25 protein-coding genes are annotated in these 26,869 nt (G+C 60.5%); 17 read left to right on the top strand and 8 right to left on the bottom strand.

The window, feature by feature from the left end:
• Positions 1 to 97 precede the first annotated feature (97 nt).
• Complete coding sequence (locus PH558_RS17310; RefSeq protein ID WP_285205731.1) at positions 98 to 1,600, top strand: AMP nucleosidase; 1,503 nt, start codon at positions 98 to 100, stop codon at positions 1,598 to 1,600.
• Positions 1,601 to 1,617: 17 nt separating this feature from the next.
• Here the strand turns inward: PH558_RS17310 and PH558_RS17305 are convergent, their stop codons facing one another.
• Positions 1,618 to 1,848 (bottom strand): hypothetical protein, encoded by a 231-nt coding sequence (locus tag PH558_RS17305; protein WP_285205730.1) that lies wholly within the window; start codon positions 1,846 to 1,848, stop codon positions 1,618 to 1,620.
• Between the two features lie 156 nt (positions 1,849 to 2,004).
• Here PH558_RS17305 and PH558_RS17300 point away from each other — a divergent pair, with 156 nt between their 5' ends.
• From PH558_RS17300 to PH558_RS17285, 4 genes are read left to right on the top strand one after another with little or no spacing between them, the layout of a single operon-like run.
• On the top strand, positions 2,005 to 2,364 hold the full coding sequence (locus PH558_RS17300; RefSeq protein ID WP_285205729.1) for a YciI family protein: 360 nt from the start codon (positions 2,005 to 2,007) through the stop codon (positions 2,362 to 2,364).
• A 10-nt stretch (positions 2,365 to 2,374) separates the two neighbouring features.
• Entirely contained in the window at positions 2,375 to 2,737 is a 363-nt protein-coding gene (locus PH558_RS17295; RefSeq protein WP_095436218.1) for a YciI family protein, read from the top strand.
• Between the two features lie 16 nt (positions 2,738 to 2,753).
• Positions 2,754 to 3,131 (top strand): YciI family protein, encoded by a 378-nt coding sequence (locus tag PH558_RS17290; RefSeq protein ID WP_095434335.1) that lies wholly within the window; start codon positions 2,754 to 2,756, stop codon positions 3,129 to 3,131.
• An 11-nt stretch (positions 3,132 to 3,142) separates the two neighbouring features.
• Positions 3,143 to 4,387 carry an RNA polymerase sigma factor gene (locus tag PH558_RS17285; protein WP_285206025.1) on the top strand — a complete coding sequence of 415 codons (1,245 nt, stop codon included), beginning with the start codon at positions 3,143 to 3,145 and terminating at the stop codon, positions 4,385 to 4,387.
• A gap of 16 nt (positions 4,388 to 4,403) precedes the next feature.
• Here PH558_RS17285 and PH558_RS17280 read toward each other — a convergent pair whose 3' ends face one another.
• Positions 4,404 to 5,372, bottom strand: coding sequence for a lysylphosphatidylglycerol synthase domain-containing protein (locus PH558_RS17280; protein ID WP_285205728.1), 969 nt, complete (start codon positions 5,370 to 5,372; stop codon positions 4,404 to 4,406).
• 96 nt (positions 5,373 to 5,468) lie between these two features.
• On the opposite strand from PH558_RS17280, the gene PH558_RS17275 reads away from it, so the two are divergent.
• On the top strand, positions 5,469 to 6,488 hold the full coding sequence (locus tag PH558_RS17275) for a glycosyltransferase family 2 protein (RefSeq protein ID WP_285206024.1): 1,020 nt from the start codon (positions 5,469 to 5,471) through the stop codon (positions 6,486 to 6,488).
• A 31-nt stretch (positions 6,489 to 6,519) separates the two neighbouring features.
• Here PH558_RS17275 and PH558_RS17270 read toward each other — a convergent pair whose 3' ends face one another.
• Complete coding sequence (locus tag PH558_RS17270) at positions 6,520 to 7,887, bottom strand: aspartate aminotransferase family protein (protein WP_285205727.1); 1,368 nt, start codon at positions 7,885 to 7,887, stop codon at positions 6,520 to 6,522.
• A gap of 128 nt (positions 7,888 to 8,015) precedes the next feature.
• On the opposite strand from PH558_RS17270, the gene PH558_RS17265 reads away from it, so the two are divergent.
• Positions 8,016 to 9,356: a glutamine synthetase family protein gene (locus PH558_RS17265; RefSeq protein WP_095434330.1), complete on the top strand. Its 1,341-nt coding sequence runs from the start codon at positions 8,016 to 8,018 to the stop codon at positions 9,354 to 9,356.
• Between the two features lie 5 nt (positions 9,357 to 9,361).
• Here the strand turns inward: PH558_RS17265 and PH558_RS17260 are convergent, their stop codons facing one another.
• Positions 9,362 to 10,309, bottom strand: coding sequence for a diacylglycerol/lipid kinase family protein (locus PH558_RS17260; RefSeq protein WP_113229469.1), 948 nt, complete (start codon positions 10,307 to 10,309; stop codon positions 9,362 to 9,364).
• Positions 10,310 to 10,626: 317 nt separating this feature from the next.
• On the opposite strand from PH558_RS17260, the gene PH558_RS17255 reads away from it, so the two are divergent.
• Complete coding sequence (locus tag PH558_RS17255; RefSeq protein WP_285205726.1) at positions 10,627 to 11,844, top strand: MFS transporter; 1,218 nt, start codon at positions 10,627 to 10,629, stop codon at positions 11,842 to 11,844.
• Here PH558_RS17255 and PH558_RS17250 read toward each other — a convergent pair.
• A complete protein-coding gene (locus PH558_RS17250; RefSeq protein WP_285205725.1) occupies positions 11,809 to 12,213 on the bottom strand; it encodes a winged helix-turn-helix transcriptional regulator in 405 nt (134 codons plus the stop codon). The two genes, PH558_RS17255 and PH558_RS17250, sit on opposite strands and share 36 nt — an antisense overlap.
• Before the next feature lie 105 nt (positions 12,214 to 12,318).
• On the opposite strand from PH558_RS17250, the gene PH558_RS17245 reads away from it, so the two are divergent.
• Together PH558_RS17245 and mgtE are read left to right on the top strand one after the other, a co-directional pair.
• Positions 12,319 to 13,332: a zinc-binding alcohol dehydrogenase family protein gene (locus tag PH558_RS17245; RefSeq protein ID WP_285205724.1), complete on the top strand. Its 1,014-nt coding sequence runs from the start codon at positions 12,319 to 12,321 to the stop codon at positions 13,330 to 13,332.
• Positions 13,333 to 13,686: 354 nt separating this feature from the next.
• Positions 13,687 to 15,060, top strand: coding sequence for a magnesium transporter (gene mgtE, locus PH558_RS17240; protein ID WP_285205723.1), 1,374 nt, complete (start codon positions 13,687 to 13,689; stop codon positions 15,058 to 15,060).
• Between the two features lie 47 nt (positions 15,061 to 15,107).
• Here the strand turns inward: mgtE and PH558_RS17235 are convergent, their stop codons facing one another.
• Complete coding sequence (locus PH558_RS17235) at positions 15,108 to 15,581, bottom strand: Lrp/AsnC family transcriptional regulator (RefSeq protein WP_285205722.1); 474 nt, start codon at positions 15,579 to 15,581, stop codon at positions 15,108 to 15,110.
• Positions 15,582 to 15,726: 145 nt separating this feature from the next.
• Here PH558_RS17235 and PH558_RS17230 point away from each other — a divergent pair, with 145 nt between their 5' ends.
• The 3 genes from PH558_RS17230 to PH558_RS17220 all read left to right on the top strand — a co-directional run bounded on the left by PH558_RS17230 (position 15,727) and on the right by PH558_RS17220 (position 17,291).
• The gene (locus PH558_RS17230; RefSeq protein ID WP_285205721.1) at positions 15,727 to 16,629 is read left to right on the top strand and encodes a DMT family transporter; all 903 of its coding nucleotides are present in this window, start codon (positions 15,727 to 15,729) and stop codon (positions 16,627 to 16,629) included.
• A gap of 102 nt (positions 16,630 to 16,731) precedes the next feature.
• Positions 16,732 to 16,929 carry a type II toxin-antitoxin system VapB family antitoxin gene (locus tag PH558_RS17225; protein ID WP_069616104.1) on the top strand — a complete coding sequence of 66 codons (198 nt, stop codon included), beginning with the start codon at positions 16,732 to 16,734 and terminating at the stop codon, positions 16,927 to 16,929.
• Entirely contained in the window at positions 16,926 to 17,291 is a 366-nt protein-coding gene (locus PH558_RS17220) for a type II toxin-antitoxin system VapC family toxin (protein WP_285205720.1), read from the top strand. Before PH558_RS17225 ends, PH558_RS17220 begins: the two co-directional genes overlap by 4 nt.
• A gap of 1 nt (position 17,292) precedes the next feature.
• Here PH558_RS17220 and PH558_RS17215 read toward each other — a convergent pair whose 3' ends face one another.
• Positions 17,293 to 17,820: a GNAT family N-acetyltransferase gene (locus PH558_RS17215; RefSeq protein WP_285205718.1), complete on the bottom strand. Its 528-nt coding sequence runs from the start codon at positions 17,818 to 17,820 to the stop codon at positions 17,293 to 17,295.
• 6 nt (positions 17,821 to 17,826) lie between these two features.
• Complete coding sequence (locus tag PH558_RS17210) at positions 17,827 to 19,491, bottom strand: electron transfer flavoprotein-ubiquinone oxidoreductase (RefSeq protein ID WP_285205717.1); 1,665 nt, start codon at positions 19,489 to 19,491, stop codon at positions 17,827 to 17,829.
• A 290-nt stretch (positions 19,492 to 19,781) separates the two neighbouring features.
• Here PH558_RS17210 and PH558_RS17205 point away from each other — a divergent pair, with 290 nt between their 5' ends.
• The 4 genes from PH558_RS17205 (at position 19,782) to PH558_RS17190 (ending at position 26,861) form a co-directional block, all read left to right on the top strand.
• Complete coding sequence (locus PH558_RS17205) at positions 19,782 to 20,570, top strand: SDR family oxidoreductase (RefSeq protein ID WP_285205713.1); 789 nt, start codon at positions 19,782 to 19,784, stop codon at positions 20,568 to 20,570.
• A gap of 425 nt (positions 20,571 to 20,995) precedes the next feature.
• Positions 20,996 to 22,228, top strand: coding sequence for an efflux RND transporter periplasmic adaptor subunit (locus tag PH558_RS17200; RefSeq protein ID WP_095434319.1), 1,233 nt, complete (start codon positions 20,996 to 20,998; stop codon positions 22,226 to 22,228).
• On the top strand, positions 22,225 to 25,344 hold the full coding sequence (locus tag PH558_RS17195) for an efflux RND transporter permease subunit (protein ID WP_285205712.1): 3,120 nt from the start codon (positions 22,225 to 22,227) through the stop codon (positions 25,342 to 25,344). Before PH558_RS17200 ends, PH558_RS17195 begins: the two co-directional genes overlap by 4 nt.
• A 227-nt stretch (positions 25,345 to 25,571) precedes the next feature.
• Positions 25,572 to 26,861 (top strand): Hsp70 family protein, encoded by a 1,290-nt coding sequence (locus tag PH558_RS17190; RefSeq protein WP_285205711.1) that lies wholly within the window; start codon positions 25,572 to 25,574, stop codon positions 26,859 to 26,861.
• The last annotated feature ends 8 nt before the right edge of the window (positions 26,862 to 26,869 follow it).

Raw genomic sequence — 26,869 nt, 5'->3', positions numbered from 1 at the left:
GCGCAGGCTCGTGGGCGGCTCTAAAAATAGCTGCGAGAATCCGAGCCGCCTGTTGCAACGTCGTTTGCTTGTAACCAACGACACTCTATAATGACGCATGAGCAACAGAATCTCTCCCTTTTCACCCCTCGACATCTCCTCCCCCAGCCCGTACCAGCCGCGGACCTTCGATGATCCGGGCAAGGCCGTGGAAGTGCTGACGGAGCTTTACGATCGCAACACCGCGTTCCTGATCGACAATTTCACCAAGCTTGCCAAGGGCGCGCCGATCACCGCGCGCTACCGCGCCTTCTATCCGCAGGTCAGCATCGAGACCACAAGCTTCGGCCATGTCGATTCGCGCCTCTCCTACGGCCATGTCACGGCGCCCGGCGTCTACACGACGACGATCACCCGCCCGCAGCTCTTCAAGCATTATCTCAAGGAGCAGCTGACGCTTCTGATGCGCAGCCATAATGTTCCAGTGGTCGTGTCGGAATCGACAACACCTATTCCGATCCATTTCGCCTTCGGTGAAGGCGCTCATGTGGAAGCAACCGCCAGTATTTTCGAAGATATTCCACTGCGTGACCTCTTCGACACACCGGACTTGAACACCACGGACGACGAAATCGCCAACGGCGAATATATCCCGCCGCCCGGCGAGCCCTCGCCGCTTGCGCCGTTTACTGCACAGCGCATCGACTATTCGCTGGCCCGCCTCGTCCACTATACGGCGACCAGTGCGGCGCATTTCCAGAATTTCGTGCTGTTCACGAACTACCAGTTCTATATCGACGAGTTCTGCAAATGGGCACGCGACCTGATGGCGAGCGGCGGCGATGGCTATACCGAGTTCGTCGAACCGGGCAACATCATCACCAAGGCTGGTTCCAGCCAGCCCGAGGGCGATGTGGCCGCGCCACGGCTGCCACAAATGCCGGCCTACCATCTGAAGAAGAAGGGCCATGCCGGCATCACCATGATCAATATCGGCGTCGGCCCATCCAACGCCAAGACGATCACCGACCACGTGGCGGTGCTGCGCCCACATGCCTGGCTGATGCTCGGCCATTGCGCCGGCCTGCGCAACAGCCAGCGGCTCGGCGACTATGTGCTCGCCCATGCCTATATGCGCGAGGACCACGTTCTCGACGACGACCTGCCGGTCTGGGTGCCGATCCCGGCGCTCGCCGAAGTGCAGGTGGCGCTTGAAGCGGCCGTTGCCGAAATCACCGGCTATGAGGGCTTCGAGCTGAAGCGGATCATGCGCACGGGCACGGTCGGCACCATCGACAACCGCAACTGGGAACTGCGCGATCAGGCAGGCCCGGTGAAGCGGCTATCGCAGGCCCGCGCGGTCGCGCTCGATATGGAATCAGCGACCATCGCTGCCAACGGCTTCCGCTTCCGCGTTCCCTACGGCACGCTGCTCTGCGTTTCGGACAAGCCATTGCATGGCGAACTGAAGCTGCCGGGCATGGCGACGGCCTTCTATCGCACGCAGGTCAACCAGCATCTGCAGATCGGCATCCGTGCCATCCAGAAACTGGCTGCCATGCCACCGGAAGCGCTGCATTCGCGCAAGCTGCGCAGCTTCTTCGAAACGGCTTTCCAGTAAACGACTGCGCTTGCTTCCTACTGCCCATCCACGGGCACCGAATATACATTAGCAGCGGCCGCAACTTGCGGCCGCTCGTCGTTTGGCTGCGCACCCCAGCTCAGGCACAGGATCAGCAGGGCAAAGCCTGCCAAGCCGAGCCAGGTGCGGAAAACGACCCTTCCGACATCCGCTGCGTCGAGCAGTTCTTCTTCCGACAATGTCTTCCTTTGCCAGTAATGAACGATTGCGGCTTCCAGACTGTACATTTCCGTCTCTCCTTGTCGTGTTGACGGAACTGGTCGACCGGGCTCGAGCTTTTTCGACAGCATCGAAAATTTTTGTCATGCTGCGGATCGGGATGTCGATTTGCCTGGCGGCCGCTCGTCTATGGCTGTCAGCAAATTGAGAGAGGAGACGCTGTGATGAAATATCTCTGCCAGGTCTGGTTCGATGGCACGACGCTCGACCTCATGACCAAGGAGGAAAAGCATAAGCTCGACGCGGATTCGCTCGGCTATGACCGTGCCCTGATGGCGAGCGGCAACATGATCCAAGCCGAAGCGCTACAGTCACCAAAATCGGCGGTGACTGTACGGGTCCGTAACGGCGAGACGGCGGTGACGGACGGCCCCTTCATCGAAACCAAGGAACATCTCGGCGGCTTCATCCTGATCGAGGCGAAGGACCTGAACGATGCGATCCGGATTGCCGCCGGCATTCCGCTCGCCAAGCTCGGTGCGATCGAGGTGCGGCCGATCCATAACTTCAACCCGGATGCTTGAGGATGTTCAGATGAAGTTTCTTTGTCAGGTCTGGTTCGAAAGCGCAGAAATCGCCAAGATTTCCGAAGAGGAAGGGCGAAAGCTGACCCAGGATTCCGTCGACAACGACAACCGGCTACGCGAGAGCGGCCACCTCATCGTCGCCAATGCCTTGCGCGAACCGGAGACTGCGAAAACAGTTCGCGTGCGCAGGGGCGAAGCCGCCGTGACGGATGGCCCTTTCACTGAGATGAAAGAGCATCTCGGCGGCTTCGTTCTGATCGAGGCCCGGGACATGGAGGAAGCGACGGCGATCGCCGCCACCTTCCCTGTCGCCCGCTACGGCATGATCGAGGTTCGCGCGGCTTACGACATCCGCTTTCCGAACGAATAGCCGTGAGGGAAAATATATGCGGTTTCTGTGCCTGATCTACACGACAGTCGATGTCGACGGACGATTGACGCCGAACGAGATGAACCATCTGATCGCCGAGCACTTCATCTTTGATGAGGGCTTACGGCAGGACGGTACCATGATCGTTTCCGATGCGCTGGCGCTTCGGGACAAATCGATCGTCATCCGTCCAGACGGCGACAAATTTTCGGTAACGGACGGGCCGTTCGTGGAGACGAAGGAGCATCTGGCCGGCTTCTACCTCATCGAAGCTCCCGATCTTGAGGAAGCAGCCGGGATCGCCAAGCGCATTCCCTCGGCGCGCTATGGCGCCGTCGAAATCCGCCCGGTTCGTATCCTCACTCTGCGGGGAGACCTGGCGGAGACATCCTGACATCCATGTCGCTGAACCAAACCCTCGAAAGCATCTACCGCAGCCACTCGCGCCGCGTGCTGGCAACGCTGATCCGTCTGCTCGGTGATTTCGACCGGGCCGAGGAAGCGCTCCATGATGCTTTCGCGGCGGCGGCGCAGCAATGGACGGAGGAGACGATCCCGGCCAATCCCTATGCATGGCTCGTCTCCGCCGGACGCTTTCGCGCCATCGATCATATCAGGCGGCGAGCGCGCTTTGACACCGCCCGCTCCGATATTGCCGAGAGCCTTTATCCGGAGGGAGAGGCAATGGAGATCGCCGAACATGAAGAGATCGAGGACGACATGCTGCGGCTGATCTTCACCTGCTGCCACCCGCTTATTCCCGCCGAAGCGCGGATGGCGATGGCGTTGCGGGAGGTGTGCGGGCTGACTACGGAAGAGATCGCTCATGCCTTTCTGATTCCGGCTCCGACAGTCGCTCAGCGCATCGTCCGCGCCAAGAACCGCATACGCACCGCCAACATTCCCTATGAGGTGCCTGACAAGACCCAGCTGCCGGAGCGGCTGGCACAGGTGCTGCATGTCATCTACCTCGTTTTCAACGAGGGCTATTCGGCCTCCTCCGGCTCTGCGATCGTGCGCGCCGATCTGGCTGCGGAGGCCATACGGCTCGGCAGGCTTTTGCTGCAGCTATTGCGGGATTCGGAAGTTGAAGGGCTGCTTGCAATCATGCTGCTGCAGGATTCGCGGCGGCATGCGCGTACCGATACCTCCGGCGATCTCGTTCTGCTCGTCGATCAGGATCGTGCGCTGTGGGATCATGGCCAGATACGCGAGGGCCTGCAACTGTCGGCGCGGGCCATGTCCGCGGAGAGCGTCGGCAGCTATGCCCTGCAGGCGGCGATCGCGGCGGAACATGCGCGCGCCGCAACCGCGGACGACACCGACTGGCGGCAGTTGGTGACACTTTACGACCTGCTGCTGATCGCAAGCCCATCCCCGGTGATCGAGCTCAATCGGGCGGTGGCCATCTCCATGCGCGACGGGCCTGCTGCAGCATTGTCCATCGTCGACGGGCTGTTGCGGGAGGAGCGTATGGCACGATATCATCTCACCCATGCGGCGAAGGCGGATTTCCTGCGCCAGCTTGGCCGGACGGACGAGGCGCGGCAATCCTATCAAACGGCGCTTTCGCTATGCCAGCAGGCGCCGGAGCAGACTTTCCTGCGCAAGCGATTGGCTGAGCTTTACGATAAGACGACCCGACATTGAAGCGCATCACAAGCTTTCAGAGCGCGGTCACCCGTTTGCGCGAAACAAGCAATCCGATCGCGGTTCCCGTCAGCGCTGAGACCACGATCAGCAGATGGGCATTAATGCTGGCCTGGGCGAGATTTTCAATCGCCGCTTTCTCGCCCGATGCACCGAAGGCCATGGCTCCGGCCGTGATGCCGGCCGGATAGGTGCCCACGCCTCCGGGCGCATGCACGGGCAGAACTGAGGATAGTTCGCCGCCGAGCGCGCCACCAAAACTTGCCGAAAGCGGCGTCACATTCATGAGGCCAAGTGCCCAGGCAAGCACCACGACCTTGACGAGCCAGTTGACGATGGTCGTCAGCCAGGCGCGCGCAAAGGCGCTGCTATCGACCGGCAGGCCGCGCTCCAGCTCGTGCACCAGTCCTTGCACCTTCTTCGGCAGGGTGCGGGCGGCAAGGCGGATTAGCGGTTGGCGGGAAGCGAAACCCGCGACCGGCAGCAGCAGGAAGGCCGCCCATACGATCCAGGCAAGAACGTGATGGGGCGAGGCAAGTGCAAGGCCGACACCGGCGGCAGCCAGCAGCGCATGCAGGTCGAGCAGCCGCATGACCAACAGCGCCGAGGTGCCGCGGGCCAGCGGAATGCCGAATTCGGAGCGCATCAGCACCGGGAAGCTGGTCTCTCCGGTGCGGAAGGGCATCATGATATTCAGCAGGTTATGAACCTGCGTCACGCGAAACAGCGCCGCAAAATGACCCGAGGTTTCCTTCGGGAAATAATCGTAGATGCGCCATGTGCGCAGGAAATAGGTGCTTGTCAGAAGCGCCAGAGCCAGGAGGATCGGCAGTGCGCCGACCTTGCCCCATTGTGCCAGGATCGAGCTCCAGCCCCAAAACCATTCGATGAAGGCGGCGTAGGCCACGACTACGGCGAGCGTCAAGAGCGTCATTCGGTTGCGAATAAACCAATTCTGTCGGCTGGCAACCGTCGGAGTCTTCATGTAGTTAGGGCACCCAAATACGAGCGGAAGGCTGAAACCGGACTTTTCGCTCGTTTCGTCCGGCAAGTACTGCCGGTCTTTTAGGAGAAAGAAGTGTTGCAGACAACGGCAGAGTCGACCCTCCCCCAGGCCGATCCGGCAAGCCCTCTCGAGCTTTCGCTGGTCGTGCCCGTCTTCAACGAGGAAGAAAGCGTCGGACCGCTGATCGAGCGCATCTGTTCCGCCATGGCTGGCTATGCCAAGTCCTGGGAACTGATCCTGGTCGATGACGGCAGCACGGACGCGACGCTCGTCAATGCCCGCCGGTCGCTTTCGCAGGAAGGGCTGACGCTGCGCATCGTCGAGCTTCAGCGCAATTTCGGCCAGACGGCAGCCATGCAGGCCGGTATCGATGCGGCGAGCGGCCGTCTCATCGCCACCATGGACGGCGATCTGCAGAATGACCCGAAGGACATTCCTTCCATGGTCGAGGAGCTGGAGCGGCGCCAGCTCGATCTGCTGGTCGGCTGGCGCAAGAACCGGCAGGACGGCCTCCTGCTGCGCAAGATTCCCTCCTGGTGCGCCAACTACCTGATCGGCCGCATCACCGGCGTCAAACTGCACGACTATGGCTGCAGCCTGAAGATCTATCGCTCCTCCATCATCAAGCAGGTCAAGCTGATGGGCGAGATGCACCGCTTCATCCCCGCCTGGGTTGCCGGCGTCGTGCCGAGCTCGCGGATCGGCGAAGTCCCGGTCACCCACCATGCCCGGCAGCACGGTACCTCGAAATACGGGATCTCGCGCACCTTCCGCGTCATCCTCGATCTGCTGTCCGTGATGTTCTTCATGCGCTACAAGGCGCGGCCGGGGCACTTCTTCGGCTCGCTCGGCCTTGGCCTCGGCGCGCTTGCCGCCCTGGTCCTGCTTTGGCTCTTCATCGACAAGTTCATCTTCGGCGACGATATCGGCAGTCGTCCGCTGCTGATGGTCGGCGTCGTGCTGCTCCTGTCGTCGGTGCAGATGATCACGACAGGCATCCTCGCCGAAATGATCGCCCGCATCTATTATCGCGACGATCTCTCGCCAAACTACATCGTGCGCAAGATCTTCGATCGCGATCATCAGGACGCCTAGACTCCGGTCGATCGACCGGGCGCTGGCAAAGCTATGATCTCACCTCCGCCCATACGGCATCGAGCGCGCCACGCGCGATCCGCACCATGGTATCCACCTCCTCATGGCTGATGACGAGCGGCGGCGAGGCCAGCATGCGGTCGCCGGTGGCGCGCAAGACCAAGCCGTTCGCCAGGGCATGGTTGCGGACGGCGGAACCTATAGTGTCAGGCTTTTCGAAACGGCGGCGTGTCGATTTATCGGCGGCGAGCTGCAGGCCGCCCATCAAGCCGATGCTGACGGCTTCGCCGACCATGTCGTGATCGGCAAGGCTGCCCCAAGCCTTGGCAAAGTAAGGGCCGATATCGTCGCGCACGCGCTCGACTAGTCTTTCCTCCTCGATGATCCGCAGATTTTCGAGGGCGGCGGCGGCGCAGACAGGGTGGCCGGAATAGGTGAAGCCGTGGTTGAATTCGCCGACTTCATTGATGAGCACATCGGCAATACGATCGCTGACGAGCACGCCACCGATCGGCAGATAGCCTGACGACAGCCCCTTGGCGATCGGGGCCAGATCCGGCTCGACGCCGAAATGCTGATGGCCGAACCATGCGCCGAGGCGGCCGAAGCCGCAGATCACCTCATCGCAGACCAGCAGGATGTTCCTTACCTTGCAGATGCGTGCGATCTCCGGCCAATAGGTGGACGGTGGAACGATGACGCCGCCGGCACCTTGCACAGGCTCGGCGATGAAAGCTGCGACATTCTCCTCACCCAATTCATCGATCTTGGCTTCAAGCTCACGAGCCATCTTCAGGCCGAATTCCTCCGGCGAGAGATCGCCGCCCTCGGCATACCAATAGGGCTGACCGATATGGACGACGCCAGGGATCGGCAGGTCGCCCTGCTCGTGCATGTATTTCATGCCGCCCATGCTGGCACCTGCAACCGTCGAGCCGTGATAGCCATTCCTGCGGGCAATGATGGTCTTCTTCGTCGGCTTGCCTACGGCAGCCCAATAGACCCTCGCCATGCGGAACCAGGTATCGTTGGCCTCGGAACCGGAATTGGTGAAGAAGACATGGTTGAACTGCGGCCCGGCATGGGCGCAGACCTTCTCGGCGAGAAGCGTCGCCGGCGTAGTCGTCGTGCCGAAGAAGGTGTTGTAATAGGGCAGCTCGTTCATCTGCCTTGCGACAGCGTCGGCGATTTCGGTGCGCCCATAACCGATATTCACGCACCAGAGGCCGGCAAATCCATCCAGATACTTCCGCCCCTCCGCATCGAAAATATAGACCCCCTCGCCGCGCTGGATGACGCGCGCGCCATCGGCGTTGAGCTTGCGCATATCGGCAAAGGGATGGAGGTGATGGGCGGCATCGAGGGCAGCGAGATTGGAGCGGCTGGACGTATCGGACATGGCTTATTCGAACCCTCTTTGAATTGGCATTTGTCAGGCAAGTCCACCGACGCCGCAACGCAGCTGGACTTGACTGCAAGCTATCTTGGTTTACGACCATGCCGTGAGCATCGGGGATTTACAAGAGAATGGCGGCCGACAACGCAACCGAAGGTAACGCGCGCATCGAGGTGCTGATCTCGGACATGAACGGCCGGCTGCGCGGCAAGCAGATCCCGATTTCAGCCGAAAAGAAGGTCTGGTCCGGCGCCGTGCGGCTGCCGACCTCGACGCAATCGCTCGATATCTGGGGCGACGACAACGACAATATAACCGGATTGTCGCTGACGATCGGAGATCCGGACGGAACCTGCGTTGCAGACGAGCGCACGCTGGCTGACATGCCCTGGGCGCCGGCGGGATCGAAGCAGGTGCTGGCCACTATGCATGAGCTCGATGGCAGCCCGAGCTTTCAGGATCCACGTGCTATTCTTTCTGCCGTGGTAGAGCGCTACAAGGCGCTCGGATTGACGCCCGTCATCGCGACCGAGCTGGAATTCTATCTTCTGGCCGGAGACTGGCGCGAAAGAGGCATCCCCTCGCCGCCCCCGGCCCTGACCTATCAGGGCGAACCGAACGGCTTTCAGCTCTATGACATGGATGCCGTCGATCTTCTTGACGATTACATCGAAACGCTGCGCGGCTACGCCCGGGCGCAGGGGTTGCCGGCGGATGCGACGACGGCGGAGTTCGGCCCCGGCCAGTTCGAGGTCAACCTGCTGCATCGCCCGGATGCGCTGGCGGCAGCGGATGATTGCATCATGCTGAAGCGCGTGGCCGAGCAGGCGGCGCGCAAGCATGGCCTGAAATCGACCTGCATGGCAAAACCCTATACCGACCATGCCGGCTCGGGGCTGCATGTGCATGCGAGTATCATCGACGCTCAAGGGCGCAATGTCCTCGATGCTGCGGGCGGTGAGCCGAAGAGACTGAAGTCGATCTGCGCGGGGCTGCTACAGACGTTGCAGGACGCGCAGCTGGTCTTTGCACCCTATGCCAATTCCTATCGACGGTTCCAACCAGGCTCCTTTGCCCCTGTCGATCTGACCTGGGGCTTCGGTCATCGCGGCACGGCCGTGCGCATTCCAGAGAAGGATGGGCCAGGCGCACGCATCGAACACCGCGTCGCCGGTGCGGATGCCAATCCCTATCTCATGCTGGCGGCAATCCTAGGCGGCATGTTGCTCGGCCTGGAGAACGACCTCGATCCCGGTGAAGAGACGACACCGGCTCATGCGCCGGCCGATGCGCCCAAGCTGACGCATGATTTTCTGACGGCGGTGGAGCGCTTCCGAGGGTCAGCCTTCGTTGCCGACATTTTCGGCGAGCGGTATCAGAAGCTCTACGGCGAGACGAAGCATAAGGAAGCGCTCGGCCACCTGCGCACGGTTTCCGATTTCGATTACAGGACCTACCTGCCCCGTCTCTGAATCCGTCAAATAGCGACGCTGTCGACGGCGCCTTCGCGCGCAACGCTGGCGGCCGTCCCCTCTCGCACCATCACCTTGAGCTCACCCGGATGCACCTTGAGCGTCACATCGCGCTCGAGCGGCAATAATTCGCCATCCATGACGCAGTTGGCGAGCTGGCGCAGTTTCGGGAAATGCAGATGCACCTCGGGCGCGTGCATGACCATGACATCGGCATTTTCGCGAACCCGGCCACGCAGCATGTCGATAGCAAGCCGGGCGACGCCGAGCGGCCGCAGGGGCTTTGCCGTGTAGAAACCCAGCTCGCCGCTGCGCAAGCTGTCGGCATACAGCAGCGCATTGGCGCCGAAGGGATTGTTGGAGACGGAGATCGCCGAGACGTGCCGGCGCTCGCGAATGTCACCGGCCTCGAAGTCGACGTCGAATTCCGGAGGATTGGCGATGACGCCGAAGGCCGCGCGGGTACTGGCTGACATCTTTCCGATGCGGGAGCGATAGGTATAGCCATTGCGGTAGCGGACCATGCGCGCATGCAAGCCCGCTGAAAACTGATGAATGAAAGCACGACCGTTGGCGCTGCCGATATCGACATTGTCGACCTCACCCGTCGCAAGAACATTCAGCGTCTGCCATATATCGAGTGGCAGGCGCAGAGAACGAGCAAAGAGGTTCATGGTGCCAGCCGGAATGACGCCGAGAGCGACGCCGTTTTTCCAGGCAATGGCGGCAGCCGCCGAAATGGTGCCATCGCCGCCACCCGCGACAATCCCGTCAATATCATCACGACGCGCAGCACGCTCCATCGCCGAGACGACGTTGCGCCCCTCCACGACAACAGCTTCGAAATCGTGACCGGCGTCACGGAAGACCTGCTCCGCTCTCTTTTCATAGGCAGCCATGTCAGTCGTGCGGAACGTTCCGCCATCGCGATTGAAAAAGCCGATCAACTTCATCGGGGGTTCTCGGTCTTTCCGCAAATTGTATCAGGGGCTAAGGCCCGTGCGCTTCTTCTCAGATGGTTTTGGAGAGAACGATTTCAAGCGCTGTAGCCGCTTCGCCGAGATCGGCTGCAGCGCACTTATGCATGATCCGCCATGCTGCACTGCAAAAAATGCACGCGACAGAAACATTGCCCTCATTGATAGTATCAACAAGGGTGTGTCCATGCCCGCGTGTCCCTTATTCCATTTTGATGCACTGAGCGCCGAATGCCGGGATTTGCCGCATCATTCGCGGCGCTTGAATTTCGTGCGCCGCCCAAGGAGTTTTCGTGAGCGATATTTCCGTCGAGGCCCTCGATAGCCAGACCATCGTCGAAGCGCCGTCTCGCACCGCCATAGCGCTGGTGACTTTGGCGCTGGCCGTCGGCAGCTTCGGTATCGGCACGGGTGAATTCGTCATCATGGGACTTCTGCCCAATGTTGCCGACACCTTCGGCGTCACCACTCCGGAAGCAGGTCATGTGATCAGCGCCTATGCGCTCGGCGTCGTCGTCGGTGCACCGATCATCGCCGTGCTCGCCGCCAAGATGGCGCGTCGCACGCTGCTCCTGCTGATGATGGCGATCTTTGCCGCGGGCAATATTTCCAGCGCTTTCGCACCGACTTTCGAAAGCTTCACGGCGCTGCGTTTCATCACCGGCCTGCCGCACGGCGCCTATTTTGGGGTTGCCGCCCTCGTTGCTGCCTCGATGGTGCCGGTACACCGCCGCGTGCGCGCCGTCGGCCAGGTCATGCTCGGCCTCACGATCGCGACGCTGATCGGTACGCCGATCGCGACTTTCCTCGGGCAGCTTCTGAATTGGCGCGCAGCCTTCATGATGGTCGGCGCTATCGGCCTTGCCACCATGCTGCTGATCGCCCTCTTCCTCCCCAAGGACAAGGTTGAGGAAGGCGCCAGCATCACGCGCGAGCTCGGCGCGTTGAAGCGCATTCAGGTCTGGCTGACGCTGGGCATCGCCGCCGTCGGCTTCGGCGGTATGTTTTCGATCTTCAGCTACGTAGCCACGACCACGACCGAAGTCGCCGGCCTCGGCTCCGCCATGGTGCCGGTCGTGTTGGCACTCTTCGGCATCGGCATGAATGTCGGTAACATCGTCGGCTCGCGCCTTGGCGATATCTCCATCAAGGGAACGATCGGCGGCATGATGATTTTCAACATCGTCATCATGACGCTCTTCTCGCTGACGGCGGCCAACCCGATCATGCTCTGCATCTGCGTCTTCCTGATCGGCTGCGGCTTTGCCGCCTGCCCGGCCGTACAGACGCGCCTGATGGATGTGGCTGCCGATGCACAGACGCTGGCCGCCGCCTCCAATCACTCCGCCTTCAACATCGCCAATGCGCTCGGCGCCTGGCTTGGCGGGCTGGTGATCTCCTGGGGCTTTACGGCGGCTGCGACCGGCTATGTCGGCGCGGTGCTTTCCGTTGGAGGCCTCGCCGTCTTCGCCGTTTCAGTTGGCCTGGAGCGCCGCACCGGGCGCGCATGACATGCCGGGGGCGCCCAGTTGCTGGCGCCCGTCGCGGCAAAATACATTCTCCTCGCCCCACACGGCCATCGCTTTGATGATCGGCCCCAGGCTGGCGCCAAGTGGCGTCAGCGCATAATCGACGCGCGGCGGCACGACCGGAAAGACGGTGCGTGATAGCAGCCCGGATTCTTCCAATTCCCGTAATTGCTTGGTCAGCATGCGTTGCGTTACCGACGGCAGCTTACGCCGGATTTCGTTGAAGCGCAGCGTTCCTTCCATCAGGTGAAACAGGATCACGCCCTTCCATTTGCCGTCGAGCACGCTCAGCGTCGCCTCGACCGGGCAACCTGGAAAATTTCCGACAAGCTTGGAGCGGGGAACCGACATTTGACAGTATCCTTTTTGTATCTACGTACAGAAAATGTGCATTCTTGCGCCCTTTGAGGATAATGCGCATCTAGCCTCTGTGCAACCAACCCAGGAGCTTCTCCCATGCGCGCAGTCGCCTACAAGCAGCCACAACCCATTTCCGCAGAAACATCCCTGATCGACATCGAACTGCCGATGCCCGAGGCAAAAGGTCATGATGTGCTCGTCGAAGTGAAGGCCATTTCCGTCAATCCGGTCGATGTCAAAGTCCGCGCCAACGTCGCCCCGCCCGAGGGTGAATACAAGGTCATCGGCTGGGATGCTGCCGGCATCGTCAAGGCGGTTGGACCTGATGTCACCATGTTCAAGCCCGGAGACGAAGTCTTCTATGCGGGTGCCATTAATCGCAGCGGCTCCAATGCCGAATTCCATCTGGTCGATGAGCGCATTGTCGGCGCCAAGCCGAAGAGCCTCGATTTTCCGGCGGCGGCCGCTCTGCCGTTGACCTCGATCACCGCCTATGAGGCGCTATTTGACCGCCTGAAAGTGCAGGATCCGGTTCCCGGCGCGGCCAATGCCATTCTCATCATCGGCGGGGCCGGCGGCGTCGGATCGATCGCCATCCAGATTGCACGCGCGCTGACCGATCTCACCATCATCGCCACGGCATCCCGGCCGGAAACACAAGCTTGGGTGAAGGAATTGGGCGCGCACCATGTCATCGACCACTCGAAACCACTTGCGCCGCAGATCGAGGCGCTCGGCATCGGCGCTCCGGCCTTCGTCTTCTCCACGACCAATACATCGGATCATACCGGCTCGATCGTCGAGGCCATCGCGCCCCAAGGTCGGTTCGCCCTGATCGATGATCCGAAGACGCTCGATGTCGTGCCCTTCAAGTGGAAGGCGATATCGATCCATTGGGAGATGATGTTTACCCGCCCGCTCTACAACACCGCCGACATGATCGAGCAGCACAAGCTGCTGACGAAGATCGCCGGACTCGTCGATTCCGGCAAGATTCGCTCCACCCTGACGGAGACCGCGGGCACGATCAACGCCGCCAATCTCAAGAAGGCACATGCTCTCGTCGAGACCGGCAAGATGAAGGGCAAGGTCGTTCTGGCGGGCTTCTGAGCGGCCAATATTCGCGACAAATAGGGCCGGGCGAATATCGTCCGGCCGCTTTGTTTTAACGCATTTGCATCGGGTTTTGTTGCGTCGCAAAAATTTGCAGCCGCCTAAACAAATTTTTATCGCGGGATCGAGCATTTAGGCTCCTCAGCCTCTTGACTTTTCATGCCTTCGGCGCGACTTCTCCGCACGTGGGAAACAGCGTTTTCCATGCCGATTAACCGGAGCCATCTTTCGATGCCTAGCGACAGTAGTAGTCGATTGCCTTTGCCGTCAGTAGCATTCGTGCACTAACCGACTCCTGTCGGCTCGCCACGATCCGCTACGACGGCGGATCGACCGGAAAGGCGAGCTATAATGAATATCAACAGCTTTCCCGTGCGGGCCGGCAATGCCGCTCGCGCATTTATCAATAACAATCGCGCCGTCACCATTGCGGAGCGCGTCGAGGCTCTAAACGCAACAGACGTGGCAGAGGCTGCCCGCATTCTCGCCAAAATGCCGGAAGAGCGCGCCGTGCGCATTCTCGACCGGCCGGAGCTGCGCAACGCACCCGCCATTCTCGAAGTCATGGGCAATGCAGATGCCGCGCGTCTGCTGCATGGCATGTCCAACGACCGCGTCGCCGACGTGCTGCTCGAAATGGATGTCGACGCACGCGCCCGGTTGTTCGCGACCTTTGACGAGCATGCAAGGCAGGCGATCCAGGGCCTGATGGGCTATCCGCCGCGCACGGCCGGCGGCATCATGACGACGGAATTCGTCAGCGTTTTCGCGAGCTGGACGGTCGCCCAGACGCTCGATCACGTTCGCCAGGTCGAGCGCTCCCGAGAAACGGTCTATGCCATCTATGTGCTCGATGACGAGACGAATGTGCTGCTGCACGTCGTGACGCTGCGCCGTCTCATCACCGGCGAGCCCGATGCCTGTATCCTGACGGTTGCCCAAAAGGGCACGCCGGTGACGGCACCGCCGCTGATGAAGCAAGAGGATGTCGCCCGCCTGATCCGTCGCCACGATCTGCTGGCGCTCCCGGTCGTGGACGACAAGGGCATGATGCTCGGCATTGTCACGGTCGACGACGTCATCGATACGATGATCGCCGATACGACCGAGGACGCCCAGAAGTTCGGCGGTATGGAAGCCCTCGGCCAACCCTATATGAAGATCAGCTTTGCCGGCATGATCCGCAAGCGCGCTGGCTGGCTCGCAGCCCTCTTCCTCGGCGAAATGCTGACGGCAAGCGCCATGCAGCACTTCGAAGGCGAGCTGGAGAAGGCCGTCGTGCTGACGCTCTTCATCCCGCTCATCATGAGCTCGGGCGGTAATTCCGGCTCGCAGGCGACCTCGCTGATCATCCGGGCGCTGGCGCTCGGCGAACTCAAGCTTTCGGACTGGTGGCGTGTGGCCTTCCGCGAACTGCCGACAGGCATCGTGCTCGGCGCCATCCTCGGCCTCGTTGGCTTTGCCCGCATCATCCTCTGGCAGACCATCGGCCTCTTCGACTACGGCCCGCATTGGCAGCTGGTCGCCTTCACCGTCTTCGCGGCCCTGATCGGCATTGTCACTTTCGGTTCGCTCGCCGGCTCCATGCTGCCATTCGTTTTGCAGAAGCTGCGGCTCGACCCGGCCAGCGCATCGGCGCCCTTCGTCGCGACGCTGGTGGATGTTACCGGTCTGGTGATCTATTTCTCGGTCGCGCTGCTGATCCTCAGCGGAACGATGCTCTGAGAATAACAAATCTCTCACGTCAAAAAGGGGCCAGAAACGGCCCCTTTTTAATCCGGCATAGGCAGTTTCAGCGCACCATTGGTCTTGATGGTCCGGATCGCGAAGTTCGAGCGCAGATCGACCACGCCGGGAAGCACCAGAAGCTTTTCCGACATCACCTTCTCATAGGCGGCCAAATCCTCCACGACGACTTCCGCCAGGAAATCGGCCGTGCCCGAGATCAGATGGCAGGCGACGACCTCCGGAATGGCGAGCAATGCTGCCTGCTGCGTCTCGGAATTCTCCTTTGAATGATGACCGACCTTGAGTTCCACGAAGACCGTCAGACCCAACCCGGCCTGCTTGCGGTCGATATCCGCGCGGTAGCCGCGCAAGAGCCCGGATTTTTCCAGATTTCGGATGCGCCTGAGGCAGGGCGACGGCGAGAGATTTACGCGCTCGGCAATCTCGACATTGGTGGCGCGCGCATCCTCCTGCAGGCAATTGAGGATCGCAATATCGAATTTATCCAGTTTTAGCATTTTCGGGGAACTCAATTATTGATTTTGGCAGATCATTGCTCATAGCACGATTTTAGAGCCATAACTAGCAAGGACATGCCTCGGCCTTCGGCGCTATCTTCTCTTCATTCGAAAGAGAACCGGATCGTTGGGAAAGGATATGTCGATGACCGCTTTGTCTCTCTCCACCCGCAAGGCAACCCCCACCATGGTCGGCTATGCCGGTGCCATCGTGACCGTCTTGATCTGGGCAAACTGGATTCTTGCCACCCGTCATACGGCCGAAACGCAGATGGGCACGATCGATCTCGGCCTCATCCGCTATGGCGTTCCTGCCCTGGTGCTGGCTCCCGTCTGGTGGAAGACTGGCCTGCTGCCGAAGGGCGTGCCACTGAAGCTGCTGGCGCTGATGGTCTGCGGCTCCGGTGCCCTCTTCTTCCAGCTCACCACTCTTGCCATTCAGTTCACACCCGCCTCGTCGGCCGGCATCCTGCTCGGCGGTTCCATGCCACTGGCAACCGCGCTGATCGGCGTACTGTTGTTCCGCGAGCGGCTTGATATCACCCGCTGGCTAGGCCTTGCCGGCATCGTCGCCGGCGTCGCGATCCTCCTGGCACGCAGCCTCTATGGCGTGCAGATCTCCTGGGAAGGCTTTACCCTGCTGCCCCTATCAGCCGTGCTCTGGGCAAGCTACACCCATGCTTTCCGCCGCTCCGGCCTGAGTGCCGTGCAGTCGAGCGCCATCATCGCCGTCTGGTCGTTCCTGATCCATCTCGGCCTGGCCGCTGTCTTCGGCAGCTCACTCGCCTCGGTGCCGCTGCCGGAAATCGGCCTGCAGATCGTCAGCCAAGGGCTGTTATCAGGTCTTGCCGCCACGCTTGCCTATGGTCTTGCTGTCCAGGCTCTCGGTGGCACGCAGGCCGCAGCCTTCACCGCCATCACCCCTGTTCTTGCCACGATCGGCGGCGGCTTTCTGCTCGGCGAGGAAATCGGAATGGCGGGCATTGCAGCCGCAATCGTCACTGGACTTGGGGTGGCACTTTCGACCGGGGTGCTCGCCCGGAGATAAACGCATCATCTGCAAGACAATGGATCGAGGGCTGCCATGTGCAGCCTTCGGCATTGAAAGCGACATCATCTGATGCTAGTTTTGATGACAACGGAGATATCAATGCGCACCACCGTAGCCATCGACGATAAGTTGCTTGCGGATGCACGCGAGGTTACCGGTCTCGCCGAGACCTCGGCGATCCTGCGTGAAGCGTTGAAAGCGCTTGTGGAACGGGAAGCCGCCAAAACCCTGATACGTCTCGGCGGCACCGAACCGAATATCACAGCTCCCCCTCGTCGCCAGTTTGGCGTCGAATGATCCTGGTCGATACGTCGATCTGGATCGATCACTTTCATAAGCCGGAGGCGCGGCTCCAATCTCTGCTGGAGCAAAAGCAGGTCGTCGTTCATCCTTTCGTCGTCGGTGAGATCGGCCTTGGAAATCTGCGGCAATATGATCTCATAATGGGAAGCCTCCGCCGACTGCCCCCGATTGCGAGAACCTCGGATGAGGACGTTCTTTATTTCATCCGAAGCAACAAACTGCAGGGTACGGGAATCGGCTATATCGATGCTCATCTCGCGGCCGCGACAATACTGGCGCCTGGAACCTATCTCTGGACGCGAGACAAGCGGCTGCAACGTGTCGCCGAAAACCTCGGAATTGCCGCGCCGCTATAATTCAGAAGCGCAGCGCCATGGCTACACGTCTGGCCGGATCGGCGCCGTGGGCCAATTCATTCTCCAGGATCTGCGTGAGAACGGCTGGCCTTTCTTCGTCATCGAGGATTTGAAACCCCACTGAGGTATAGAATGGCGCGTTGAAAGCCACCTGCCGGTCTGTCGTGAGCGTTACACCCTCAGCACCTTGAAGTCTGGCCGCTTCAATCGCAGTCTTCATCAGCCGGCGCCCGACGCCTCGCTTCTGCCAACGCCTGACCACATCGAGTTCGGCGATATGGACCGAGCCATCTTTGAGAAGGCCGGCCACGAAACCGAATGGCTGATCCATGCCGTCGACGGCAACGAACAGCAAGCCTTTCGCAAGGGATTGCTCCAACACGTCAAGCGGCAGCGACGTCGGCTCGCAAGCGACCGCGCCGGCCTCATGCAGAGCCCAGAAGGCATCGATCTCGATGGCGGCGAGCAGATGCAGTTCGTCGGCCCTGGCCGAACGGATCGTCCATGCGCCTTGTTCGATCTCCGTCATCGCATCTCACATATTCGGATAGACCGGTCCTTCGCCCCCCTGCGGCGGCACCCAGTTGATGTTCTGGTTGGGGTCCTTGATGTCGCAGGTCTTGCAGTGGACGCAGTTCTGGGCGTTGATGACGAAGGTATCCTTGCCATCCTTCTCGACCCATTCATAGACGCCGGCCGGACAGTAGCGTGTCGATGGACCAGCAAAGACATCATGTTCCGACGACACCTGCAGTGCCATATCCCTGACCTGCAGATGCACCGGTTGATCTTCCTCGTGGTTGGTGTTCGACAGGAACACTGAGGAAAGACGGTCGAAGGTCAGGACGCCATCCGGCTTCGGATAGTCGATCTTCTGATGCTGGGCGGCCGGCTCCAGCGAGGCGGCATCCGTCTTGCCATGCTTCAGCGTGCCAAAGAACGAGAAGCCGAATAGCTGGTTCGTCCACATGTCGAGGCCGCCGAGCGCCACGCCAATCGCCGTGCCGAACTTCGACCACAGCGGCTTGACGTTCCGGACGCGCTTCAGATCCTTGCCGATATCCGAAGAGCGCCATTCATTCTCGATCTCGATCACTTCGTCATTGCCGCGGCCGGCAGCGATCGCCGCGGCGATCTTGTCTGCCGCCAGCATGCCCGACAGCACCGCATTGTGGCTGCCCTTGATGCGCGGCACGTTGACGAAGCCGGCGGAGCAGCCGATCAGCGCGCCGCCCGGGAAGGTGAGCTTCGGCACAGACTGCCAGCCGCCCTCGGTGATGGCACGGGCGCCATAGGAAATGCGCTTGCCGCCTTCGAAAGTGCCGCGGATCGCCGGATGCGTCTTGAAGCGCTGGAATTCCTCGAACGGATAGAGATAGGGGTTCTTGTAGTTCAGGTGCACGACGAAGCCGACGGCGACCAGATTGTCTTCCAAATGATAGAGGAAGGAACCGCCGCCCGTCTTCATGCCGAGAGGCCAGCCGAAAGAGTGCTGCACGAGGCCTTTCTTATGGTTTTCGCGCTTGACCTCCCAGAGCTCCTTGATGCCGATGCCGAACTTCGGAACGTCGCTATCGCGCGACAGATCGAACTTGGCAATGAGCTGCTTTGCGAGCGAGCCGCGCACGCCCTCGCCGATAAGCACATATTTGCCGAGCAGCGCCATGCCGCGGGTATAATTCGGGCCGGGTTCGCCGTTCTTCTCGATGCCCATGTCGCCGGTCGCGACGCCGATGACGGCGCCCTCGTCATTATAGAGCACTTCAGTCGCGGCAAAGCCGGGATAGATCTCGACGCCGAGGGCTTCGGCCTTCTCGGCCAGCCAGCGACAGACATTGCCGAGCGAGACGATATAGTTGCCGTGATTGTTCATCAGCGGCGGCATCAGGAAATTCGGCAGGCGGACGGAGCCGGCAGGCCCTAAGAACAGGAAGTGGTCGCTCGTGACTTTGGTCTTGAAGGGATGCCCTTCCTCGTCACGCCAGCCCGGCAGCAGGCGGTCGATGCCGATCGGATCGACGACGGCGCCCGACAGGATATGCGCGCCAACCTCGGCCCCCTTCTCGAGCACGACGACGGTCAGATCAGGATTGATCTGCTTCAGCCGGATCGCAGCCGACAGGCCCGCTGGACCTGCGCCGACAATCACAACGTCGAATTCCATGCTCTCGCGTTCCGGCAGCTCGTGCGCGTCAGTCATTCATCTTCTCCGCTTGGCCAGCGTCCGATCATCGGATCGCAGCCTTGTCCCCTTGGGCGTCTTCCCCGTTTCGGTTATCTCTTGTCAAAATGGGAGGGGATTGTCGAGCCGGGAAGCGACAGGCAATCCCCCAATTTGCCCAACACGTAAAACAAGTTAAATGACCCTTACGTTAACGTCAATATTCTGATGGTATTTGCCGTCAGTTGTGAAGCGCACCTTCCATAGTCGCCCGATGGCCCTCTATAAATGCCAGTCAGACAATCCAAATAGCATGAAGGGTGATCAAGATGGATCTTCGTATTGGCGGGAAGCGCGCACTGGTGCTCGCCTCATCGAAGGGGCTGGGCCATGGCATCGCCGTGGCGCTCGCCCGCGAGGGCGTGAACGTTCTGCTCTGCGGTCGTAGCGGTGACAGGCTCGAAAACAATTGCAAGGCCATCAATGCCGAGGGCAACGGCCGCGCCGACTGGATCTGGGCCGACCTCAACGACGAGAGCTTCGTTGAGGTCGTCACCAAGGCTACGACCGAGAAGCTCGGCGGCATCGACATCCTCGTCAACAATAGCGGGGGCCCGACTCTGGGGACGACGGAAGATATGACGGCCGACCGGCTGGAGACCTATTTCATCTCCATGGTGTCGCGGATCATTACCCTCACCAATGCGCTCTTGCCTGAGATGAAGGTACAGGGATGGGGACGCATCCTCACCGTCGCCTCCTCCGGCGTCATCGAGCCCATTCCTAATCTTGCGCTTTCCAACACGCTGCGCCCGGCGCTTGTGGGCTGGAGCAAGACGCTGGCCAGCGAAGTGGCGACCCACGGCATTACCGTGAACATGCTTCTGCCAGGCAGCATCGCGACCGACCGGCTGGCGGAGCTCGATTCGGCCACGGCGAAACGCGGCGGCAGAAGCCTCGACGAGGTCAGCGCCGAGCGCCAACAGCGCATCCCCGCCGGCCGCTACGGCCGTGTCGAGGAATTCGCCGCCACCGCCGCCTTCCTTTGCAGCCAACCGGCGAGCTACGTCACGGGCACCATGGTCCGCTGCGATGGGGGAGCTGCTCGCTCCCTTTGAGGTCGCTACCGGCAAACAGAGTGCAGGCCCTTGCAACAGGGCCTGACAACACAATTCCGTGAGCTGCAGCAACGCTCCTATGCACGCTGCAGCACATCTTTACACTATAAATACCGCCTGAAGCTGTTTTGCCGACCGATTATTACATAACGGCAATCAAAAAATAGTCATTTGACCGTTTGCTGCACCGCACAAACAGAAACAATTCCAAAGCTTTCCAAGCTTTAATTTTTCGTCGTCCGGAATTGTGGTAGATTCCACAGCATCAGCGTTCATGAATTCGCGTTAAAGGGACAGAATTACCGAACGTTAGCGGTAACAGCGATGTATGGATTGCGGCCAAGCTCGTCTTTGTTGTGCGACGCAATAAATACACTTCAACGTCACTGCGCCTCCTGCAACAAGCCCCGACCGGTTCTTTAAGTATGAAAAAATTCTGGCTTCCCCTCGGCCTTCTTGTCGTCGCAGCCCTTGCCGTATGGGGCTATCGCGACCGTATTCCTTTCCTTTCCGCATTTGTCGATCAAGCCTCTGCAGAAACCAAAGATGCCGGCAAGGCGGCGCAGGCCGGCGGCAAGCGTCAGGCCGGCCCAATCGCGGTAAAGACCGTTGCTGCCGTCAAAACTTCGCTCCCCATGGACGTTCCCGCGACCGGCTGGGTCGTGCCGATCGATTCAACGACGATTGCCGCACAGGAAGCCGGGCTGATCACCCAGATCGCGGTAAAAGACGGTGCGACGGTCAAAGCCGGCGACCTGATCGCAAAGCTTGATCCGCGCACGGCGCAGGCTGCCGTCAACAAGGACCAGGCGAACATTGCGAAAGACCAGGCAAACCTTGCCCAGGCGGAAACCGCGCTGACCCGTGCCAATAGCTTGCTTACGAGCAGCGCCGGCACTCAGGCGACTGCCGATGAAGCGCGTGCGACCCGCGACTCCGCCATTGCGACGCTCAGCGCGGACCAGGCACAGCTTGCCTCCGATCAGGTCCTGCTCGGAAATACCGACATACGGGCACCCTATGATGGCCGGCTTGGCGATGTTCAATTGAGCCTGGGTGCTTATGTCAGCGCCGGCACGCCAATCGTGACGATCAGCAAATATGATCCGGCATATATCAAGTTTACTATGCAGGAAAACAATCTGCGGGAACTGCAGGAACAGCTGGCCGCGGGTCCCGTCCACGTCACCACCGTTCCCCGTTCCGCACAGGGCAAGCCTCGCACCGGAACGATCACCTTTTACGACAACACAGTCGACCAGGCTTCCGGAACGATCGCCGTGAAGGCAACCTTCGAAAACGCCAACGGTGCCTTGTGGCCGGGACGCTCCGCGAATGTTATGGTTCACTTCGCCGACAACGAGCAGCTTATCGTCGTGCCGACCGTTGCCGTCAGCCCCGGGCCGGACGGCTATATCGCCTTTGTGGTGAAGGACAACAAGGTCAAGATCACGCCGGTGACAATTGCTCGCGCCAATGGCGGTCGCACAGCCGTCGCCACAGGCCTTTCGGTCGGCGATCATGTCGTTGTCGAGGGCCAGTCGCAACTGAACAACGGCACCGAGGTCAAGGAACAGTTCAGCGACAATCCAAACGAGAAGGTGGCTTCGGCCGATGATGGAAAAACCGAAACCATCGCAGTTGGAGCGCAACAATGATCCCGACCTTCTGTATCCAGCGTCCGGTCGCGACCACGCTTCTCGCGATCGGCGTGGTGCTTGCCGGTCTCGCCGGCTATCAGCTGATCCCCGTCGCAGCAGTGCCGCAGGTGGATTTCCCGACGATCAACGTCTCGGCCCAGCTGACAGGCGCCTCACCACAGACAATGGCGACATCGGTCGCCACGCCGCTAATCAAGCAGTTCGAGACGATCCCCGGCATCAGCGAAATTTCTTCTACAAACTCGCTTGGCAATACCAGCATCGTGCTGCAGTTCAATCTCGACCGCAACATCGACGCGGCCGCCGGTGACGTGCAGGCGGCGATTTCGACCGCACAAAGAAAACTTCCCAACAACCTGACCACCCCGCCAAGCTACAGGAAGACCAATCCAGCCGACGCGCCCGTCATGCTGATCGCCGTACAAAGCGACACCTTGCAGCGCAGCAAGCTCGACGATATCGCCGAGAACATCATCTCTCCATCGATCTCGACACTGCCTGGCGTCGCTGAAGTGACCGTAAACGGGGCGCAGACCTACGCGGTGCGTATCGACGTCGATCCGAACAAGCTTCTGGATCGCGGCATCGGTATCGACACGGTCAACACAGCCGTTGTCAACGCCAACAACCAGGTCCCGGTCGGCACGTTGCAAGACGCGGCGCAGAGCATGACGATCAATGCGGATACGCAGCGCGTCAACGCCGACGAGTTTCGCACGCTTGTGATTGCCAATCCCAACGGCAAGCCAATTCACCTCGGCGACGTCGCCGACGTGCAGGACAGCGTGGAAAACCAGAATATCGGTAGCTGGTATGATGGCCAGCGAGCGATCATTCTGGCTATTCAACGCCAGCCCGATGCCAACACGGTTGACGTCGTCGATGCCGTCAACAAGACGCTGCCGAAGCTGCAGGCCGAAATGCCGGCTTCCGTCAAAATGACCGTTATGAACGACTCGGCCCAGCCAATCCGCGAGGCCATCTCGGACGTCAAGTTTACGTTGCTGCTGACCATCGGTCTCGTCGTTCTCGTCATCTACCTGTTCACGGGCCACGTGACAGCAACGATTATCCCCGGCCTCGCCGTGCCTCTTTCGCTGATATCAACTTTCGGGATGATGTACGTGCTCGGCTATAGCGTCGACAATATCTCGCTGCTCGGATTGACGATCGCGGTGGGCCTCGTGGTGGACGACGCCATTGTCATGCTGGAGAACATTCTACGGCATATGGAAGAAGGCATGCCTGTGCGGCAGGCGGCTATCCAGGGCGCGGCCGAAGTCAGCTATACGATTATCTCGATGTCGGTCTCGCTCATCGCCGTGTTCATCCCTATCCTGCTGATGGGCGGCGTCGTTGGCCGTATCTTCAACGAATTCGGGATGGTCGTGGCAATCGCCATCGTATCGTCCGCGGTCGTCTCGCTGACCGTCACGCCGATGCTCGGTTCGCGTCTCTCCAGCGCTCACAGCCACCCTCCCCTGCCGGTGCGCCTCTTCAACAAGAGCTTCAACTGGACCGAGGTCAACTACGGCAAGGGCGTGGAATGGTGTATTCGCCATCGCTATATCGTGCTTGGAAGCTTCCTTGCTTCGGTCGCGCTCTCGGCCTACCTCTTCCTGACACTGCCAGCCAGCTTCTTCCCGCAGGAAGACATCGGGCGGCTGCAAATTTCAACGCGCGCCCGCCAGGATATTTCCTATCCGGCGATGCGTGACCTGCAGAACCAGGCCGCTGCCGCAATCAAGGCGAATCCTGCCGTCGAGCACGTGATGTCGGTTGTCGGCGCAAGCGCGCGTCAGACACTCAACAACGGTACGATCTATGCCCAGTTGAAGGACAAGAAGGATCGCGAACCGCTTGACCAGACGCTGCGCGAATTGCGCGCCGCCGTCGCCAAAATCCCAGGCATTCAGGTCTTCATCAACCCTCAGCAAAGCCTTCGTTTCGGCGGCCGCCAGACCGCTAGCCAGTATCAGCTCGTCATCCAGGCGCTCAACGCTGATCTGACGAACCAGTGGGCCAACAAGATGCTGCAGGAGATGCGAAAGGATCCACGCTTCACCGACGTGACCACCGACGCGCAATACAATGCGCTGCAGGCCAATATCGTGGTCGATACCGAGAAAGCCGCCGCCTATGGCATCAACAACAACCTGCTGCGCACCACGCTTGAAGAGGCCTTCAGCGACTACGCCGCCGCACAGATCCAGTCCACCGGCGACAGCTACGACGTGATCATCGAATATGATGCAAATCAGCCTTGGGACGACCAGAAACTGTCGCGTATCCATGTGACATCCTCGAGCGGCCAGCAGGTTCCATTGTCGGCCTTCGCGCACATCGAGCGCAATACCGGTCCGGTGACCATCAACCAGACCGGTCAGCTCGTCTCGACCACGGTATCCTTCAACCTGCCGGCCGGCGAAGCGCTTGGCGACGCCACGGCACAGATCGAACAGATCAAGAAGGACATCAACATGCCGGCGGATATCTTCACGTCCTACGGCGGCACGGCGCAGATATTCCAGCAATCGCAGGGCAGCACGCCCTATCTGATCCTCGCTGCGGTGTTGACGATCTATGTGGTTCTCGGCGTTCTCTATGAGAGCTTCATCCACCCGCTGACCATTCTCTCCGGTTTGCCGGCCGCCGCTCTCGGCGCCCTGCTCGCCCTGAAGCTCTTCGGCTTCGACCTGTCGGTCATCGCGCTCATCGGCTTGCTGATGCTGATCGGTATCGTCAAGAAAAACGCGATCATGATGATCGACGTGGCGCTGGAAACGCTGCGCTCGAGTACCGGCATGTCGCCGGCGGAAGCGATCCACGAAGCCTGCGTACGCCGTTTCCGCCCGATCATGATGACCACCTTCTGCGCCCTGCTCGGCGCGCTGCCGATCGCGGTCGGCAGCGGCGCAAGCTCCGAGCTGCGCCAGCCGCTCGGCATCGCTGTGGTTGGCGGCTTGGTGGTTTCGCAGCTTCTGACCCTGTTCATCACGCCGGTCATCTTCCTTGAGATGAACCGCCTGAGCGACTTCCTCGGTCGTTTCGGCCGGCGCAAGGACGACGACCCGCACCAGAAGGAACCGCCGTCGGCGATTGCCGCGGAATGACGAAAACGGGCGCCGAAAGGCGCCCATTCCTTTTCAAGCAACCGAAACGCATCGCTGGTGAAATACTGTCGGCGAATGCCATGGCGAGCAAAAATAAAAGCACCTCTCCGTCTTGAACTTGACGTCCAGCCATGTCATGACGCGCCCTCTTTGCGGCAGGGCGCGTCATGCGTCCCATCAGGGGCTTGGCCCCAATCCAGACAATTTCGACGGAAAGGAGTGCGGGCATGGCTCGGGCGCTTGGTTTCGACTTCGGCACGACGAACACGGTTCTGGCGATGGCCGATGGACCTGCGACACAATCGGTCGCCTTCAACAGCACGGCCGGCACGGCCGACAGCATGCGTACTGCGCTCTCCTTCATGAAGGATCCGGGGCTGGGTGCGGCCGCGCTCAAGGTCGAGGCCGGCCATGCGGCGATCCGGCAGTTCATCGACAATCCCGGCGACTGTCGCTTCCTGCAGTCGATCAAGACTTTTGCGGCGAGCGCGCTTTTCCAGGGCACGCTGATCTTCGCCAAGCGCCACAGCTTCGAGGATCTGATGGAGATCTTCGTGCGTCGCCTGCGCGCCTACGCCGGAGAGGGATGGCCGGAGAATGTTTCACGCATCGTCACCGGCCGACCGGTGCATTTTGCCGGCGCCAATCCGAACCCTGCCCTTGCCACCGAGCGCTACAATGCCGCGCTCGCCCGGTTCGGCTTTCCGGAAATCCATTACGTTTACGAACCTGTGGCGGCGGCCTTCTATTTCGCCCAACACCTGAAGAAGGATGCGACCGTGCTGGTGGCCGACTTCGGCGGCGGCACGACCGACTATTCGCTCATCCGCTTTGAGACCCACGGCGGAAAGTTGACGGCGACGCCTATCGGCCATTCCGGCGTCGGCATCGCCGGCGATCATTTCGATTTCCGGATGATCGACAACATCGTCTCGCCGGCCATCGGCAAGGGCAGCTTCTTCAAGAGCTTCGACAAGCTTTTGGAAGTGCCGACCTCCTACTACGCCAATTTCGGCCGCTGGAACCAGCTTTCGATCTTCAAGACCTCGCGCGAATATGCCGACCTGAAGACGCTGGTGCGCAGCAGCCTGGAGCCGGAGAAGCTGGAGACCTTCATCGAGCTCGTCGAGCATGACGAAGGCTATCCGCTCTATCAGGCCGTATCGGCGACGAAGATGGCGCTTTCGAGCGAGGAAGAGGCCGAATTCAACTTCCCGCCGCTCGGCAAGGCCGGCCGCAAGCGTGTTCGCCGCGCCGATTTCGAGACGTGGATTGCGGAAGACCTTGCCCGTATCGAAGGAGCGCTGGATGACGTGCTGACAACGACGAACACCTCGCCCGATGCGATCGACAAGGTGTTCCTGACGGGCGGCACCTCCTTCGTGCCGGCTGTGCGGCGAATCTTTACGGAACGCTTCGGCCAGGAGCGGATCGAGACGGGCGGCGAATTGCTGTCCATCGCCCATGGTCTGGCCCTGATCGGCGAGCGCGACGATATCGCCCAGTGGACGGCGTGAGATCGCGC

The sequence above is a fragment of the Rhizobium pantanalense genome (assembly GCF_030182525.1).
Lineage (GTDB): Bacteria > Pseudomonadota > Alphaproteobacteria > Rhizobiales > Rhizobiaceae > Rhizobium.
This window is presented reverse-complemented; position numbering and strand designations above follow the sequence as displayed.

Bases quoted from the DNA above. Each gene is read 5' to 3' on its own strand.
- PH558_RS17305 (WP_285205730.1), bottom strand. From the start codon at position 1,848: ATGTACAGTCTGGAAGCCGCAATCGTTCATTACTGGCAAAGGAAGACA.
- PH558_RS17210 (WP_285205717.1), bottom strand. From the start codon at position 19,491: ATGACTGACGCGCACGAGCTGCCGGAACGCGAGAGCATGGAATTCGAC.
- PH558_RS17190 (WP_285205711.1), top strand. From the start codon at position 25,572: ATGGCTCGGGCGCTTGGTTTCGACTTCGGCACGACGAACACGGTTCTG.
- PH558_RS17200 (WP_095434319.1), top strand. From the start codon at position 20,996: ATGAAAAAATTCTGGCTTCCCCTCGGCCTTCTTGTCGTCGCAGCCCTT.
- PH558_RS17310 (WP_285205731.1), top strand. From the start codon at position 98: ATGAGCAACAGAATCTCTCCCTTTTCACCCCTCGACATCTCCTCCCCC.
- PH558_RS17270 (WP_285205727.1), bottom strand. From the start codon at position 7,887: ATGTCCGATACGTCCAGCCGCTCCAATCTCGCTGCCCTCGATGCCGCC.
- PH558_RS17280 (WP_285205728.1), bottom strand. From the start codon at position 5,372: ATGAAGACTCCGACGGTTGCCAGCCGACAGAATTGGTTTATTCGCAAC.
- mgtE (WP_285205723.1), top strand. From the start codon at position 13,687: ATGAATATCAACAGCTTTCCCGTGCGGGCCGGCAATGCCGCTCGCGCA.
- PH558_RS17300 (WP_285205729.1), top strand. From the start codon at position 2,005: ATGAAATATCTCTGCCAGGTCTGGTTCGATGGCACGACGCTCGACCTC.
- PH558_RS17220 (WP_285205720.1), top strand. From the start codon at position 16,926: ATGATCCTGGTCGATACGTCGATCTGGATCGATCACTTTCATAAGCCG.
- PH558_RS17195 (WP_285205712.1), top strand. From the start codon at position 22,225: ATGATCCCGACCTTCTGTATCCAGCGTCCGGTCGCGACCACGCTTCTC.
- PH558_RS17295 (WP_095436218.1), top strand. From the start codon at position 2,375: ATGAAGTTTCTTTGTCAGGTCTGGTTCGAAAGCGCAGAAATCGCCAAG.
- PH558_RS17260 (WP_113229469.1), bottom strand. From the start codon at position 10,309: ATGAAGTTGATCGGCTTTTTCAATCGCGATGGCGGAACGTTCCGCACG.
- PH558_RS17290 (WP_095434335.1), top strand. From the start codon at position 2,754: ATGCGGTTTCTGTGCCTGATCTACACGACAGTCGATGTCGACGGACGA.
- PH558_RS17245 (WP_285205724.1), top strand. From the start codon at position 12,319: ATGCGCGCAGTCGCCTACAAGCAGCCACAACCCATTTCCGCAGAAACA.
- PH558_RS17250 (WP_285205725.1), bottom strand. From the start codon at position 12,213: ATGTCGGTTCCCCGCTCCAAGCTTGTCGGAAATTTTCCAGGTTGCCCG.
- PH558_RS17205 (WP_285205713.1), top strand. From the start codon at position 19,782: ATGGATCTTCGTATTGGCGGGAAGCGCGCACTGGTGCTCGCCTCATCG.
- PH558_RS17225 (WP_069616104.1), top strand. From the start codon at position 16,732: ATGCGCACCACCGTAGCCATCGACGATAAGTTGCTTGCGGATGCACGC.
- PH558_RS17230 (WP_285205721.1), top strand. From the start codon at position 15,727: ATGACCGCTTTGTCTCTCTCCACCCGCAAGGCAACCCCCACCATGGTC.
- PH558_RS17215 (WP_285205718.1), bottom strand. From the start codon at position 17,820: ATGACGGAGATCGAACAAGGCGCATGGACGATCCGTTCGGCCAGGGCC.
- PH558_RS17235 (WP_285205722.1), bottom strand. From the start codon at position 15,581: ATGCTAAAACTGGATAAATTCGATATTGCGATCCTCAATTGCCTGCAG.
- PH558_RS17265 (WP_095434330.1), top strand. From the start codon at position 8,016: ATGGCGGCCGACAACGCAACCGAAGGTAACGCGCGCATCGAGGTGCTG.